Below are 15,340 nucleotides of genomic sequence, written 5' to 3' on the forward strand. Positions count from 1 at the left end.
TGTATTAAAAGCGACAGCATAGCCGAAGTACCACGTTTATGTTCGCGCCGGCACCATGACATCCAGCCCGAGCATGTGCGACACGGTGCGCCACAGCTGGCGCGGCGAGGTCCAGGGCTTGGGCAGGAAGGCGTGCGCCTGGTGGTGCAGCGAAGGCTGGCTGGCCGAGTACAACAGCACCGGCGTGTGCTGATCCAGCTGGCGCAGCGTGCGGATCAGGGTATGGCCGTCGCCGTCCGGCAAGTCGGGGTCGATCACCAGCAACGCAAACTCGCCCTGCTGCAGCAGCGAGTGCGCCTGTTCATAGGTGGCGGCATGCACTACCTGGGTTTCGGGCGCCAGCAAAGTGGCCAGGACCACGGCGCTATCCTCGTCGGGATCGACGTGCAGCACCCGGGGCGCCGGATGCAAATCAAACGACATATTCATGAATGGTTCTCCGCACTGCAGGGGGAATTGTCGGCGGAGCTGGGCCGAAGGATAGTACCGGGCCGCGAAGGAGGGGCGGCCGCTGGGGGAAGACGGCTGCGGGCATGGTGGGGCCCGCAGCCGATAGTCTACTGCAAGCGCAAGGCCTGCGAAAGCCTATTTTTTGAAGCGTGCGCTAAACGCCGCATGCAAACTATTCAACATTTCTTCGGCGGCCAGCAACTGGTCGGCCACCTCGTTGATCTTGCGCCGGCTGGAGCGGGCATGGTCGCGCAGCACTTCGAAGGCGGTGTTGCGGTCGGTCTGGTATTTGCACATCAACAGGCCCACGGCCAGGCTGGTTTCGCGCCCGGCGGCCAGCGCCGCGTTCAGGTTGATTTCGGTACGGCGCAGCTGGCGGATTTCGTCAGCGCGCGCCAGGCCGGCTTCAAAGGCCGGCATCAGGTGTTTTTCATCGACCGGCTTGACCACGAAGCCCACCGCGCCATAGGCGGCGGCCTGCTTGCCGGCGTCGGCGTCGCCGCGCCCGGACAGGAACATGAAGGGCACCGAGGTATTGCGGTTCAGTTGCTTGGCCAGCTCCAGGCCCGACATGCCAGGCATGTGGATGTCGAGCAGGGCCAGGTCCGGTTCGCGCTCGGCGATCAGGGCCAGGGCCTGGTCGGCGGAATGCGCCAGCATGGTGTCGTAGCCGGCGCGTACCAGCAACTCCCCCAGGAACTCGGTCAGGATCTTGTCGTCGTCGACAATCAGGATCAGGCGCTTTGGCAGAGGCTGGGCATTCATTGGGCGGCAACCTTATGGTTATGCTAATGGGCTGATTATAGACCGAAATTCCCGGACCGCAGCCGCCACGTCATCGGCCAGGTAAACACTGGTGATGGCGGCGACCAGGTGCGCCCCTTGCGCCACCAGCGGCGCCGCATTCTGCGGCGTCATGCCGCCGATCACGCACAGCGGCACGTCGATCACTTCGCGCGCGTGGCGCAGGATGGACGGTTCGGTGGTCACCGCATATTGCTTGACCCGGGACGGGTAGAAGCCGCCGAACGCCACATAGCTGGCGCCCGCCGCCTGCGCCGCCTGGGCGCGCGCCAGTTCGCCGTAGCAGGACGCGCCGATCAGCTTATTCGGGCCCAGGCTGGCGCGCACCTCGGCAATGGGGGCGTCGGTGCCGCCCAGGTGCACGCCGTCGGCGCCCAGCTCGCGGCACAGGGCCACATGGTCGTTGACCAGGAAGGGCACGCCGTATTGGTGGCACAGCTCGCGCAGCGCCGCGCCCTGCGCGCGCCGCAGCGCCGGGCTGGCGTCCTTGTGGCGGTACTGCAGCAGGGCCACGCCCGCGCCCAGCGCCTGTTCGGTGACGTCCAGCAGTTTGTCGGTGTCGTCCCAGTTGGGGGTGACCAGGTAAAGTCCTTGCATTCTTCTGTGCTCCTTAGCGTTGCGGGATGCGCTGGCCGGGCGCGATCGCGTACGAGCCGGCCAGTGCGCGCTGGGTGTAGCCCTGCGCCTTGGTCAGTGCCTGCGCCATGCCTTCGCCCAGCGCCAGCAGGGCCGCCACGGCCGCCGCCAGGGTGCAACCGCTGCCATGGAAGCTGCCGGGCAGGCGCGGCCAGCTCCAGTTCTGCTGGCGGTCCGGGCCCAGCCAGCGGTTGATGACCAGGTCGCTGTCTTCGTCGTGGCCGCCGGTGACCAGCACGTTGCGGCAGCCCAGCGCGCGCAAGACGTGCGCGTGCGCCATTGCGTTGCCGTGCGCTGCACCGGCCGCGCGACCGGCCAGCGAGGCCGCTTCCGGGCCGTTGGGGGTGATCAGGGTGGCCAGCGGCAGCAGCGGCGCCAGCGCGCGCACGGCGTCGTCGCGCCCCAGCGCATCGCCGTTCCCGCTGCGCAGCACCGGGTCCAGCACCACCGGCGGTTCGCGGTACAGCTTTTGCGCCCAGGACGGCGCGGCGCCCGCCGCCTGGTGGTGGGTGGCGCACAACTCGCCGATCAGCTGGGCGATGGCTTGCGCGTTCTCCGCGCTGCCCGGAATGCCGATCTTGACCGCCGCCACCGGCACCTGCGCCATCAGGGTGCGCGCCTGTTGCAGCAGCACTTCCGGCGCCACCGGCATCACCGCGTGCACCCGGTTATTGTCCTGCACCGTGATGGCGGTCAGCACCGGCAGCGCATGCGCGCCCATGGCCGTGATGGCCTGGATGTCGGCCGCCATGCCGGCGCCGCCCGACGGATCGGCGCCGGAGAACACCAGCACGCAAGGCCGGTCGCTCATGCGATCCTCCCGGCCATCGGCGAGGAAGGGGACGCGGCGAAGCGGCGCGCCATGCGGCCGGCCAGGAAGGCTTCGCGCCCGGCCTGCACACCCAATTTCATGGCGCGCGCCATGCGCACCGGGTCGCCGGCGGCGGCGATGGCGGTGTTCATCAGCACCCCGTCGCAACCGAGCTCCATGGCGATGGCCGCGTCGGAGGCGGTGCCCACGCCGGCATCGACCAGCACCGGCACTTTCGCCTGCTCGATGATCAGCGACAGGTTCCAGGGGTTGAGGATGCCCATGCCCGAGCCGATCAGGGAGGCCAGCGGCATCACCGCGCAGCAACCGATGTCTTCCAGCATGCGCGCCTGGATCGGGTCGTCGCTGCAGTACACCATGACGTCGAAGCCGTCCTTGACCAGCTCGCGCGCGGCGACCAGGGTTTCCGGCATGTTCGGGAACAGGGTCTTCTCGTCGCCCAGCACTTCCAGCTTGACCAATTTGTGGCCGTTCAGCAGCTCGCGCGCCATCTGCAGCGTGTACACCGCGTCCTTCGCCGTGTAGCAGCCGGCGGTATTGGGCAGGATGGTGAATTCATGCGGCGGCACATAATCGAGCAGGCTGGGGGCCTTCGGGTCCTGGCCGATATTCACGCGGCGGATCGCCACGGTGATGATTTCCGCGCCCGCCGCCAGCGTGGCTTCGCGCGTTTGCGGCAGGTCCTTGTACTTGCCGCTGCCGACCAGCAGGCGCGATTGGTATGCCGTGCCTGCGATGATGAGTGGTTTGTCCTGCATGGTTATCCTTTCAGCCGCCGCCGATGGCGCGGACGATATCTACTTTGTCATTCGGGGCCAGCGCCACCTGCGGCCAGCGCTGGCGCGGCACCACCTGGCGGTTGACCGCCAGCGCCAGCGCCTGCCCTTCCAGCTGCAGCGACGCCACCAGCGCGTCCAGCGTCTGCTGCGGCGGCACCGCGCGCGGCGCGCCGTTCAGTTCAATCTCGATCATGGCTGCTGCTCGCGGTAGATCTGCGCGCCGTTCTTGACGAACTCGATCGACTTTTCCTGCATCCCCTTGGCGGCGTATTCGCGCACCTCCTGCGTGATCTTCATCGAGCAGAAATGCGGGCCGCACATGGAGCAGAAGTGCGCCACCTTGGCCGAGTCCTTGGGCAAGGTCTCGTCGTGGTACTCGCGCGCACGGTCCGGGTCCAGGCCCAGGTTGAACTGGTCTTCCCAGCGGAACTCGAAGCGCGCCAGCGACAGCGCGTTGTCGCGGATCTGCGCGCCCGGGTGGCCCTTGGCCAGGTCGGCCGCGTGCGCCGCGATCTTGTAGGTGATGATGCCTTCCTTGACGTCGGCCTTGTTGGGCAGGCCCAGGTGCTCCTTCGGCGTCACGTAGCACAGCATGGCGGTGCCGTACCAGCCGATCTGCGCCGCGCCGATGCCGGAGGTGATGTGGTCGTAGCCGGGCGCGATATCGGTGGTCAAGGGGCCCAGGGTGTAGAACGGCGCCTCGCTGCACTGCTCCAGCTGCAGGTCCATGTTCTCCTTGATCAGCTGCATCGGCACGTGGCCCGGGCCTTCGATCATCACCTGCACGTCGTGCTTCCAGGCGATTTGCGTCAGCTCGCCCAGGGTTTTCAGCTCGCCCAGCTGGGCCGCGTCGTTGGCGTCCCACACCGAGCCCGGGCGCAGGCCATCGCCCAGCGAGAAGCTCACGTCGTAGGCCTTCATGATCTGGCAGATGTCTTCGAAGTGCGTGTACAGGAAGTTCTCCTGGTGGTGCGCCAGGCACCACTTGGCCATGATCGAGCCGCCGCGCGAGACGATGCCGGTCATGCGGTTGGCCGTCAGCGGCACGTAGCGCAGCAGCACGCCGGCGTGGATGGTGAAGTAGTCGACGCCCTGCTCCGCCTGTTCGATCAGGGTGTCGCGGAAGATTTCCCAGGTCAGGTCCTCGGCCTTGCCGTTCACCTTTTCCAACGCCTGGTAGATCGGCACGGTGCCGATCGGTACCGGCGAGTTACGCACGATCCATTCGCGCGTTTCGTGGATATGCTTGCCGGTGGAGAGGTCCATCACGGTGTCGCCGCCCCAGCGGATGGCCCAGGTCATCTTCTCCACCTCCTCGCCAATGGAGGAAGTGACGGCGGAGTTGCCGATATTGGCGTTCACCTTGACCAGGAAGTTGCGGCCGATGATCATCGGCTCCAGCTCCGGGTGGTTGATATTGGCCGGGATGATGGCGCGCCCGCGCGCAATCTCGTCGCGCACGAACTCCGGCGTGATCTCGTCGGGGATCGACGCGCCGAAGGATTCGCCGCGGTGCTGGCGGCCCAGCAGGTCGGCCATGCGCGCGCCCTTCTCGCCTTGCGCGCGCAGGCTGGCCAGGTACTCCTTGCGGCGCAGGTTTTCGCGGATCGCCACGTATTCCATTTCCGGCGTGATGATGCCCTGGCGCGCGTAGTGCATCTGCGTCACGTTGCGGCCGGCCAGTGCGCGGCGCGGCTTGCGGTGCAGCTTGAAGCGCAGCGCATCGAGTTCGGCGTCGGCCAGGCGCTGGCGGCCATAGTCGGAGCTCGGGCCGTCCAGCAACTCGGTGTCATTGCGTTCGGCGATCCAGGCTGCGCGCGGCGTGCCCAGGCCGGAGCGGATATCGATCTTGGCGTCCGGGTCGGTGTAGGCGCCGGAGCAGTCGTACACGGTAACGGGCGCGTTTTCGCCATGCAGGCTGATTTCACGCATCGGCACGCGCAAGTCCGGGCGGCTGCCGGTGACGTAGATTTTTCGGGAGTTGGGCAGCGGTGCGACTGCTGCGGAATCTACCTCGGCCTGTTCGGCGAGGAATTTGGGATTGGCGTTCATTTGGCTCCTTGGTTGGCGCAGGAGCCAGCAAAGGAGGTTAGGTTGCGCCGCGGCGGCGCCGTGCTGGCGCGGCCGTGCGTATCCTGAAGCTTCCCTTCGCTGGCATTATCCAGATCAGGTTCGGAGGGTATTTCTCACCCGCGCCGCACATATGAAACTGAGCGCGCAGGACCCCTAGCGTGTGCCACCTTTCGGTAGCGAGCGGATTATATCTATAATCGTTGCGCATTGAAAGGAGAGTGGATGAGATATGCAGTATTCCTGGCGGCCGCTGTTGCACACGCCACAGCGGCGGCAGCAGCACCGGCCGGCGGCGTACGCGCGCCGACCTTGGCCGAGCAGCGTTCCTTCGAGCAGTTCTGGCAGCGCAGCGCGCCCGGCACGCCGGCGCCGCCGCTGCGCATGGAGCGCGCCCCCGGCGCCAGCGTGCTGGCCGCCACCGCCAACAGCGACGCGCCGCCGATCCGCCTGGTGCTGCCGCTGTGCCGCGTCGAGCGCACGCGCTACACGCAGCAGGCCAACGACAGCTGGCGCGTCGACCGCAGCCAGCACGTGTGGGTGCACCACACCACCAGCTGCGGCATGCCGCCCGCGGGCATGGTGGAACTGCGCGCCAACCTGGCCGAGATCGAAGTGCTCAAGCTGCTCACCGCGCAGGGCGAGATGCTGCAGCGCGCACGCCTGCTCATGGCCGGCAACACCAGTTGCGCACCGATGCGCGCGCGCCAGTTCGCCATGGCGGCGCTGGGGCGCGGCAGCGACCAGCTGCCGCTGCTGGTGTACCACAGCGATATCGGCGGCGAGCTGCGCCTGTCGGTGCGGCCGGCGCGCACCGACTTCGTGCCGTGGAACGTCAGCTGCAGCCCGTAGGCAACTTTCTTGCAACGTAGAATGTAAACTGCCCCGAAATACAACGCTGCTCAGATAGTCGCGCGCGACTTGCATAATTCGATTGCGGCGTGCCGGACCTTCTCCTACGCTGGCTGAGGTCAGCCATCTTTTTCCGGGAGAGCCAATCATGCATCTGAGCAACGCCATTTTGCGCAGCGCCATCCTCGCCACCGTCACCGCCAGCGCGGCGGTTCCGGCCCTGGCCGCCGCGCCCGAAAAGATCCGCGTCATCGTCGCCTTCGACGCCAAGATGAGCGACAAGGCCAAGGCCGCGATTGCCGCCGCCCAAGGCGAGGACACGCGTTTCATCTTCGGCATGAACGCGGCTGCCATGACCATCCCGGCGCGCGCGCTGAAAGGCTTGCAGCACAGTCCGCACTTCCTGTACGTGGAGGAAGACGTCAAACGCTATCCGCTGGCCACCGCCCTGGCCAGCGCCGACGCCGCGCATGCCGGGCAGATGATCCCGTACGGCATCCCCATGGTGCAGGCCGACCAGTTGCCCGCCCTGCCGCAGGGGGCGACGGGACGCAAAGTGTGCATCATCGACTCCGGCATCGATGCGCAGCACGAAGACCTGTCCGGCAACAGCATGGCCGGCCTGAACGACGCCGGCACCGGGCGCTGGGACACCGATGAAAACCACCACGGCACCCACGTCGCCGGCACCATCGCCGCCCTCAGCAACAACAAGGGCGTGCTGGGCGTGTCCAGCGCGGGCAAGCTGCCGCTGCATATCGTGAAAGTGTTCGGCGCCGACGGCTGGGCTTACTCGTCCACCCTGGCGGCCGCCGCCAACCAGTGCGGCGCCCAGGGCGCCAGCGTCATCAGCATGTCGCTCGGCGGCGCGCGCGCCAGCCGCACCGAGGACGCCGCCTTCGCCAAGCTGGCGCAACAAGGCGTGCTGTCGATCGCCGCCGCCGGCAACGACGGCAACCGCACCCAGTCTTACCCGGCCGGCTACGCCTCGGTCATGTCGGTCGCCGCGCTCGACGCCAACAAGGCCTGGGCCACCTTCTCGCAGTACAACAAGAAAGTGGAAATCGCCGCACCCGGCGTCGGTGTCCTGTCCACCGTGCCGATGGGCAGCGGCGCCCGGCCCAGCCTGACGGTGGGCGGCAGCCCCTTTGCCGCCGGCGCCATGGACGGCTCGGCCCAGGCCAGCGCCAGCGCGCCGCTGGCCAACTTCGGCATCGGCGACACCATCAATACCAGCGTGGCGGGCAAGGTGTGCCTGATCCAGCGCGGCGCGATTGATTTCGGGGTCAAGGTGGCCAACTGCGAAAAGAGCGGCGGCCTGGGCGCGGTGATTTACAACAACGTCGCGGGTGCCTTCTCCGGCACCCTGGGCACGACGGCCAGCAAGATCCCGGCGGTCAGCGTGTCCGACAGCGATGGCACTGTGCTGCTGGGCAAGCTGGGGCAGACAGCTGCAGTGGCGGTGGATCCTTACAGCTATGCTTACTATGACGGCACCTCGATGGCGACCCCGCACGTCTCAGCGGTGGCGGCCATGGTGTGGAGCCACTTCCCGAAGTGCACCCAGGCGGACGTGCGCAGCGCGCTCGGGGGCAGTGCGCTCGATCTCGGCGCCAAGGGGCGTGACGAGAGGTTCGGCTATGGGCTGGTGCAGGCGCTGGCGGCGTATCAGCGCTTGCAAGGGGTGGCTTGCGGGAAACCGTAATAAGCGGGGAAACCGGGAAACCGGTTTCCCGCCCCACCTTCCTTGCCAAAAGCTAGCAACTCTGTACGCTAGCGCACATAGATTTTTTCCAGCCGGAACGCATAATGGAAGGGCACAAATAACACGAGAGGCCCATCATGAAAAAGACAGTCTCCTGGTTCTCCCTTCTCTCCTCCACCCTCCTACTCGCTGCCTGTGGCGGCGGCGGTGGCAGCAGCGGCGACACCACGCCGCCACCGCCGGCGCAGACCGCCGGCATCCTGGGCGTCTCGCTGACCGACGCCCCCGCCTGCGGCTTCGACGCCGTCAACGTCACCATCTCCAAAGTGCGTGTCCACCAGAGCGCCACCGCCAACGACAACGACAGCGGCTGGACCGACCTCAACGTATCGCCCGCGCGCAAGATCAATCTGCTCAACCTGACCAACGGCGTGCTGGAATCGCTGGGGCAGGTATCGCTGCCATCGGGCACCTACACCCAGGCGCGCCTGCTGCTGGAGCCAAGCACCAATAACAATAACTCGGTGGTGCCGACCGGCGGCAGCGAAACCGCGCTGGAAACGCCGAGCGCGGCCCAGAGCGGCATCAAGCTCAACGCCAATTTCAATGTCCCGGCCGGCGGCCGCTACGACCTGGTGATGGACTTTGACGCCTGCAAATCGATTGTCACCAAGGGCAACGGCAAATACGCGCTGAAGCCCGTGATCAAGGTCGTGCCGACCGCGCTCAACGGCATCAATGGCTACGTCAGCACCGGCCTCGCCGGCAGCAATGTCGCCGTCACCGCGCAGCAGAACGGCACTATCGTGGCCGCCACCGTACCCTCGGCCAGCGGCGAATTCGTCCTGTCGCGCCTGCCGCTGGGTAACTATGACGTGGTGATCATGGCCGACAACCGCGCCGCCCACGTGATTGGCGCCGTGCCGGTCACCTCGACCACCAGCATGGTGCAACTCAGTACCACCCTGGCCCCTTTCGGCCTGGGCGAGCCCAGCCTGCAAGGCAACATCAGCGGCACCGCCGCCCTGCTGCCAGCCAGCACCACCGAGGTGGCCTACCTCTCGGCGCGCCAGGCCATCAATGGCGGCCCGACGGTAACCCTGCGCTATGCCAACGCCGACCTCAGTAGCGGTGCCTACAGCATCAGCAAGCTGCCCCTGCAAGCGCCGCAATACGTGGCCTACAGCAGCGCGCTGCCGCTGACGTTCACGCCGGCCCTTACCACGCCGACCGGCGGCAGCTACCTGGTGCACGCCGCCGCCACCGGCTATGCCGCCCAGACTAGCGCGGCGGTCAACATCAGCTCCACCGACGCTACCGGCATCAACTTCACCCTGGTGCCGTAAGCCACCCAGCCGGCGCCTGCCCCCCCCAGTTCGGGGCGGCAGGCGCAGCGCGCTCCGCGCTCAAGCGTAGTCGCAGTAATCGCCGTAAGCGCTGGCGCCCTGCGTCAAGTAGCCGCCGGCCTGGGTGCACCAGTTCTCGTCGCCGCCCGCCACCACCTCCAGTTCTTCCGCGCTGATCTCCTCGCCCACCACTTGCGCCAGGATGCGTTCGACTTGTTCCATAGCTCCTCCATCGACTGAAAACCGGCCACGCACAGCAGCGCCGGGGGGCCGGAAACGCCCAGCGCTGTTTTTAACAAATTGGCAATGTAGCGGCAGTTTCATTAGCACACAATGACTTTCAAATTGCTTCCTAACTGATAGCGTCGCGCCGCCACAACGCCCCTTGCGTGCGCCACCAAGGCGCTGTTACCCTTAATTATTCAATCAACTGATTTAATTTATCCGGGAGAGCGCTTTGCGCGAAGGCAGGCAGACGGTCCGCATCGGCGGCGCGGCAGGATTCTGGGGCGACAGCGCGCTCGGCGCACGCCAGTTGCTGGACGGCGGCGCCCTGGATTACCTGGTCTTCGACTACCTGGCCGAGCTCACCATGTCCTTGCTGGCCGGCGCCCGCCGCAAGCAGCCCGAGCTGGGCTACGCCACCGACTTCATCGACGTCATGCGCGACGTGCTGGGCGACGCCCTGGCGCGCGGCGTGCGCGTGGTCGCCAATGCCGGCGGCATCAACCCGCATGGCTGCGCCGCCGCCCTGCGCGCCCTGGCCGCCGAACAGGGGCTGGCACCGCGCATCGCCGTGGTGGAAGGCGACGACGTCATGTCTCAATTGCCGGCCCTGCGCGCCGCAGGCCAGGCGCTGCCCGCCAACGTGCTGAGCGCCAACGCCTACCTGGGCGCCCAGCCCATCCGAGCCGCGCTGGCGGGCGGCGCCGACGTGGTCATCACCGGCCGCTGCGTCGACAGCGCCGTGACCCTTGGCCCCCTGCTGCACGAATTCGGCTGGGCCGCGGACGACTACGACCGCCTGGCTGGCGGCAGCCTGGCCGGCCACATGATCGAATGCGGCTGCCAGGGCGCCGGCGGCCTGTTCACCGACTGGGAAGCGGTGCCCGACTGGGCCAACAGCGGCTACCCCATCGTCGACTGCCGCGCCGACGGCAGCTTCGAGCTTGGCAAGCCGGACGGCACGGGCGGCCTGGTCTGCCCGGCCAGCGCCGCTGAGCAGTTGCTGTACGAAATCGGCGACCCGGCACGCTATGTGCTGCCCGATGTCGTGTGCGACTTCCGCCACGTCACGATCACAGCCAGCGGCCCGCAGCGCGTGCTGCTGCAAGGCGCGCGCGGCAGCGCCCCCACGCCCACTTACAAGGTCAGCGCCACCTACGCCGACGGCTTCCGCAGCGCCGCCCAGCTGACCATCGTGGGCCACGACGCCGGCCGCAAAGCGCGGCGCACGGCCGATGCCATCCTCGAACGCACGCGCGCCATGTTCGCCCGCGCCGGCCTGGCCGACTACAGCGCCAGCCACATCGACGTGCTGGGCGACGCGCAAGGCTTCGGGCGCGCCGTGCTGTGGCTGGCCGTCGCCCACCCGCAGCGCGCCGCGCTCGAGATTTTCGCCCGCGAGATCGCCCCCGCCGCCACCTCCTGGGCCCCCGGCACCACCGGCTTCGGCGGCCGCCCGGCGGTCACGCCCGCCATCAAGCAGCACGCCTTCCTGCTCGACAAACAGCGCGTGCAGCCCCAAGTCCACCTCCCCGACGGCAGCACCGTCCAGCCCGTGTCGAGCGCTGCCGCCGCTGCCCCCCCGGGTCCCGCCATGCCGCCCGCATGCCCGCCCCAGGAGCGCCCCCCGGAGCGCAACGCGCGGCGGACGTTGCCGCTGATCGAACTGGCTTGGGCGCGCAGCGGGGATAAGGGGGACACCTCGAATATCGGCGTCATCGCGCGCCATCCGGATGACGTGCCGCTGATGCAGCAGCAGCTGACGGCGGAGGCGGTGGCGGCCCACCTGCGCGAGTATGTGCAGGGCGCGGTGACGCGCTATGAACTGCCGGGCATCCATGCCTTTAACTTTGTCTGCGAGCAGGCGCTGGGCGGCGGCGGCATGGCGTCGCTGCGCCATGATCCGCTCGGCAAGGGCATGGCGCAGTGGCTGCTGGCCATGCCGATCGCCGTGCCGCCCGATTTCACCAGCCGGAGGATGTGATGCAAGACGATACCGAAGCCTTGCGCGCGAGCGTGCGCCGCTTCGTCGAGAAGGCGCTGCGCCCGCACGTCAACGAGTGGGAGGAAGCGGGCAGCTTCCCGCGCGCGCTGTACCGCCAGGCGGGCGAACTGGGCCTGCTGGCGCTCGGCTTTCCCGAACAGGATGGCGGCCTGCCGGCCAGCTACGCGCAGTTGCGGGCGCTGAACGAGGAGCTGTGCCGCACCGGCTGCGGCGGGCTGCTGGCTTCCCTGTTCAGCCACCGCATCGGCGCGCCGCCCATCGTGCATGGCGGCTCGGCCGCATTGCGCGCGCGCGTGCTGCCGGCGATTTACGCCGGGCAGGCTGTCAGCGCGCTGGCGGTGACCGAGCCTGGCGGCGGTTCGGATGTGGCCAACTTGGCCACCAGCGCCGTACGCGACGGCGACCACTACATCGTCAACGGCAGCAAGACCTTCATCACCTCCGGCATGCGCGCCGACTGGATCACGGTCGCAGTGCGCAGCGGCGGTCCGGGCGCGGGCGGGGTGTCGGCGCTGCTGGTAGCGGGCGACACACCGGGCCTGACGCGCACGCCGCTGCGCAAGATGGGCTGGTGGTGCTCGGACACGGCGCAACTGCACTTCGACCAGTGCCGCGTGCCCGCCGCTAACCTGCTAGGCGCGGAGAACGCGGGCTTCGCCCTCCTCATGCGCAACTTCAACGACGAGCGCCTGATGCTGGCCATGCATGCCTGCTACCTGGCGCAGGCGGCGCTGGACGAGGCCTCCGAATGGGCCTTGCAGCGCAAGACCTTCGGCAAGGCACTGGTGCAGCACCAGGCGGTGCGCCATAAGCTGGTGGCGATGGCGACCCGCATCGCAGCCACGCGCGCCTTCATCGACAGCATCGTGGCGCGCCTGGATGGCGGCGGCGGCGCGGATGCGGAACTGGTGGCGCAGGTGTGCATGCTGAAAAATTTCGCGGCGCAGACCATGCAGGTTTGCGCCGACCACGCGGTGCAGATACTGGGCGGCATGGGCTGCATGCGCGGCACGGTGGCGGAGCGCGTCTACCGCGACGTCAAGGTCTACATGATCGGCGGCGGCGCCGAAGAAATCCTCAACGACCTGGCCGCGCGCCAGCTCGGCTGGCATTGAAAGGAAGCGCGATGTACCAATCCATTTTCAAACCGGGCCTGTTCGCCGGCCGCACCGTGCTGCTGACGGGCGGCGGCAGCGGCATCGGGCGCTGCACGGCGCACGAGCTGGCGGCGCTGGGCGCGCGCGTGCTGCTGGTGGGGCGCGACGAGGCCAAGCTGGCCGCCGTGCAGGCCGAGATCGCGGCCGCCGGCGGCGCCGCGCACAGCTACAGCTGCAATATCCGCAGCGAGGAGGCGGTGCGCGCCATGGTGGTGCGGGCGGTGGCCGAGCACGGGCCGCTGCACGGCCTGGTCAACAACGCCGGCGGCCAGTTCCCGGCGCCGCTGCGCGAGATTTCGCAGAAAGGCTGGGAGGCGGTGCTGCAGACCAACCTGACCGGCGGCTTCCTGCTGGCGCGCGAGTGCCTGGAGCAAAGCATGGCGGCGCACGGCGGCGCCATCGTCAACATCGTGGCCGACATGTTCGGCAGCATGCCGAACATGGGTCATTCGGGCGCGGCGCGCGCCGGCATGGTGAGCCTGACCGAGACCGCGGCCTTCGAGTGGGCGCAGTACGGGGTGCGCGTGAATGCGGTGGCGCCGGGCTATATCGCCTCCTCCGGCATGGACCAGTACCCGCCCGCCATGCGCGACACCATCCGCGCCTTCCCGCGCACGGTGCCGCTGCACCGTTTCGGCACCGAGTCGGAAGTGGCGGCGGCCATCTGCTTCCTGCTGTCGGAGGCGGCGGCCTTCATCACCGGCACCACCTTGCGCGTCGATGGCGGGCGGCCCAATGTGCGGCCGGGCATGCCGATGCCGCGGCCGCAGGCGCCCGGCGCCACCGCCGCCTTCAATGGCTTCCACCTGGCGGCCACGCCACGCGTGCTGGAGGACGAGTAATGCCGGCGCTGGAGAGCCGCGTCGCGCCGCAAGGCGAGGCATTCGCCGCCAACCGCACTGCATTGGAGGCGCAGCTGGCACGCCTGCGGGCGCTGGAGGCGCGCACGCGCGACAAGTCGGCGGCCGCAGCGCCTCTGTTCGCGAAGCGTGGCCAATTGCTGCCGCGCGAACGGCTGGCCGCCCTGCTCGATCCGGGCGCGCCGTTCCTGGAACTGGCGACCCTGGCCGGCTATTGCCTGGACCATCCCGACCCGGAGCGCTCAGTGCCGGGCGCCGGCCTGCTGGGCGGCATCGGCTTTGTCAGCGGCGTGCGCTGCATGGTGGTAGCGGACGATTCGGGCATCGATGCAGGCGCGGTGCAGCCGATGGGCATCGAGAAGTTCCAGCGCCTGCAGCAGGTGGCGCTGGCGCAGAAGCTGCCCTTCATCCACCTGGTGGAATGCGCCGGCGCCAACCTGCTGGACTACAAGGTGGAGACCTTCATCCACGGCGGCAGCGGCTTTTACTGGCTGGCGCGCCTGTCGGCGGCGGGGCTGCCGGTGATCAGCGTGGTGCACGGTTCCAGCACGGCGGGCGGCGCCTATATGCCGGGCCTGTCGGATTATGTGGTGATGGTGCGCGAGCGCGCCAAGGCTTTCCTGGCCGGGCCGCCGCTGCTGAAGGCGGCCACCGGCGAAGTCTCCAGCGAGGAGGAGCTGGGCGGGGCCGAAATGCACGCCGCCGTGTCGGGCCTGGCCGAATACCTGGCCGAAGATGACGCCGACGCGCTGCGCATCACGCGCGAGCTGGTGGCGAGCCTGGGCTGGAACGCCGCGCTGCCGGCCGCCGGCGCCGCCGCCTACGCGCCGCCGCGCTTTCCGCAAGAAGACTTGCTCGGCCTGGCGCCGGTCGAGCAGCGCAAGCCGCTCGATATGCGCGAGGTGATCGCGCGCATCGTGGACGATTCGGCCTTCCTCGAATTCAAACCCGGCTACGGCAGCGCCACCGTGACCGGCCACGCCGCGCTTTGCGGCCAGCCGGTCGGCATCCTCACCAACAACGGCCCGCTCGACCCGGCCGGCGCCACCAAGGCGGCCCACTTCATCCAGCTGTGCTGCCAGTCCGGCACGCCGCTGCTGTTCCTGCAGAACACCACCGGCTTCATGGTCGGCAAGGCCTACGAGCAGGCCGGCATGATCAAGCACGGTTCGAAAATGATCCAGGCCCTGGCCAATGCCAACGTGCCGCGCATTACCGTGCATTGCGGCGCCTCCTTCGGCGCCGGCAACTACGGCATGTCGGGGCGCGGCTTCATGCCCGACTTCTGTTTCAGCTGGCCCAATGCGCGCACCGCCGTGATGGGTGCCGAGCAGGCCGCCGGCACTATGGCCATCGTGATGGAAGGCAGCATGCGGCGCAAGGGACAGGAGGTCGACCACGCTGCGATTGCCGCCATGCGCGCGCGCGTGGTAGAGACCTTCGAGCGCCAGACCGACGCCTTCTTTACTTCCGGACGCCTGCTGGATGACGGCGTCATCGATCCGCGCGACACGCGCGCCGTGCTGGCCTGCGTGCTGGCCGTGTGCGACGAGGCGCGCCGCCGCGCGCTGCACCCGGTGCAGTTCGGCGTGGCGCGCCCATAACAAACTCTGGAGACC

General features: G+C 68.3%; 15 protein-coding genes and 1 riboswitch. Of the genes, 7 read left to right on the plus strand and 8 right to left on the minus strand.

The features are described from left to right. Positions 1 to 36 precede the first annotated feature (36 nt). From GTP41_RS15770 to thiC, 7 genes are all read right to left on the minus strand, one after another. Entirely contained in the window at positions 37 to 429 is a 393-nt protein-coding gene (locus tag GTP41_RS15770; protein WP_161026528.1) for a response regulator, read from the minus strand. Positions 430 to 585: 156 nt separating this feature from the next. Continuing rightward, positions 586 to 1,215, minus strand: coding sequence for an ANTAR domain-containing response regulator (locus tag GTP41_RS15775; RefSeq protein ID WP_161026529.1), 630 nt, complete (start codon positions 1,213 to 1,215; stop codon positions 586 to 588). A gap of 18 nt (positions 1,216 to 1,233) precedes the next feature. Beyond that, a complete protein-coding gene (gene thiE / locus GTP41_RS15780; protein ID WP_161026530.1) occupies positions 1,234 to 1,851 on the minus strand; it encodes a thiamine phosphate synthase in 618 nt (205 codons plus the stop codon). A 13-nt stretch (positions 1,852 to 1,864) separates the two neighbouring features. Then, complete coding sequence (gene thiD, locus GTP41_RS15785; protein ID WP_161026531.1) at positions 1,865 to 2,701, minus strand: bifunctional hydroxymethylpyrimidine kinase/phosphomethylpyrimidine kinase; 837 nt, start codon at positions 2,699 to 2,701, stop codon at positions 1,865 to 1,867. Further along, positions 2,698 to 3,480 carry a thiazole synthase gene (locus GTP41_RS15790; protein ID WP_161026532.1) on the minus strand — a complete coding sequence of 261 codons (783 nt, stop codon included), beginning with the start codon at positions 3,478 to 3,480 and terminating at the stop codon, positions 2,698 to 2,700. The genes thiD and GTP41_RS15790 overlap by 4 nt, the downstream gene beginning before the upstream one ends. Before the next feature lie 10 nt (positions 3,481 to 3,490). Then, on the minus strand, positions 3,491 to 3,694 hold the full coding sequence (thiS, locus tag GTP41_RS15795) for a sulfur carrier protein ThiS (protein ID WP_161026533.1): 204 nt from the start codon (positions 3,692 to 3,694) through the stop codon (positions 3,491 to 3,493). Then, positions 3,691 to 5,553 (minus strand): phosphomethylpyrimidine synthase ThiC, encoded by a 1,863-nt coding sequence (gene thiC / locus GTP41_RS15800; RefSeq protein ID WP_161026534.1) that lies wholly within the window; start codon positions 5,551 to 5,553, stop codon positions 3,691 to 3,693. Before thiC ends, thiS begins: the two co-directional genes overlap by 4 nt. A gap of 74 nt (positions 5,554 to 5,627) precedes the next feature. Next, positions 5,628 to 5,739, minus strand: a riboswitch (TPP riboswitch). Positions 5,740 to 5,796: 57 nt separating this feature from the next. Between thiC and GTP41_RS15805 the strand changes: the two genes are divergently transcribed. From GTP41_RS15805 to GTP41_RS15815, 3 genes are all read left to right on the plus strand, one after another. After that, positions 5,797 to 6,423: a hypothetical protein gene (locus tag GTP41_RS15805; RefSeq protein WP_161026535.1), complete on the plus strand. Its 627-nt coding sequence runs from the start codon at positions 5,797 to 5,799 to the stop codon at positions 6,421 to 6,423. Between the two features lie 148 nt (positions 6,424 to 6,571). Then, on the plus strand, positions 6,572 to 8,128 hold the full coding sequence (locus tag GTP41_RS15810) for a S8 family serine peptidase (RefSeq protein ID WP_161026536.1): 1,557 nt from the start codon (positions 6,572 to 6,574) through the stop codon (positions 8,126 to 8,128). A gap of 137 nt (positions 8,129 to 8,265) precedes the next feature. Then, positions 8,266 to 9,474, plus strand: a complete 1,209-nt coding sequence (locus GTP41_RS15815) for a DUF4382 domain-containing protein (protein ID WP_161026537.1) — start codon at positions 8,266 to 8,268, stop codon at positions 9,472 to 9,474. A 60-nt stretch (positions 9,475 to 9,534) separates the two neighbouring features. Here GTP41_RS15815 and GTP41_RS15820 read toward each other — a convergent pair whose 3' ends face one another. Beyond that, positions 9,535 to 9,696, minus strand: coding sequence for a hypothetical protein (locus GTP41_RS15820; RefSeq protein ID WP_161026538.1), 162 nt, complete (start codon positions 9,694 to 9,696; stop codon positions 9,535 to 9,537). A 235-nt stretch (positions 9,697 to 9,931) separates the two neighbouring features. Here GTP41_RS15820 and GTP41_RS15825 point away from each other — a divergent pair, with 235 nt between their 5' ends. The 4 genes from GTP41_RS15825 to GTP41_RS15840 are packed head-to-tail and all read left to right on the plus strand — an operon-like array spanning position 9,932 to position 15,325. Beyond that, entirely contained in the window at positions 9,932 to 11,683 is a 1,752-nt protein-coding gene (locus GTP41_RS15825; protein WP_161026539.1) for an acyclic terpene utilization AtuA family protein, read from the plus strand. Continuing rightward, complete coding sequence (locus tag GTP41_RS15830) at positions 11,683 to 12,819, plus strand: acyl-CoA dehydrogenase family protein (protein WP_161026540.1); 1,137 nt, start codon at positions 11,683 to 11,685, stop codon at positions 12,817 to 12,819. The genes GTP41_RS15825 and GTP41_RS15830 overlap by 1 nt, the downstream gene beginning before the upstream one ends. 11 nt (positions 12,820 to 12,830) lie before the next feature. Next, positions 12,831 to 13,703, plus strand: a complete 873-nt coding sequence (locus GTP41_RS15835; protein ID WP_161026541.1) for an SDR family oxidoreductase — start codon at positions 12,831 to 12,833, stop codon at positions 13,701 to 13,703. Beyond that, complete coding sequence (locus tag GTP41_RS15840) at positions 13,703 to 15,325, plus strand: acyl-CoA carboxylase subunit beta (protein ID WP_161026542.1); 1,623 nt, start codon at positions 13,703 to 13,705, stop codon at positions 15,323 to 15,325. Before GTP41_RS15835 ends, GTP41_RS15840 begins: the two co-directional genes overlap by 1 nt. The last annotated feature ends 15 nt before the right edge of the window (positions 15,326 to 15,340 follow it).

The sequence above is a fragment of the Pseudoduganella guangdongensis genome, from assembly GCF_009857475.1.
In the GTDB taxonomy this organism is placed as follows: Bacteria; Pseudomonadota; Gammaproteobacteria; order Burkholderiales; family Burkholderiaceae_D; genus Rugamonas; species Rugamonas guangdongensis.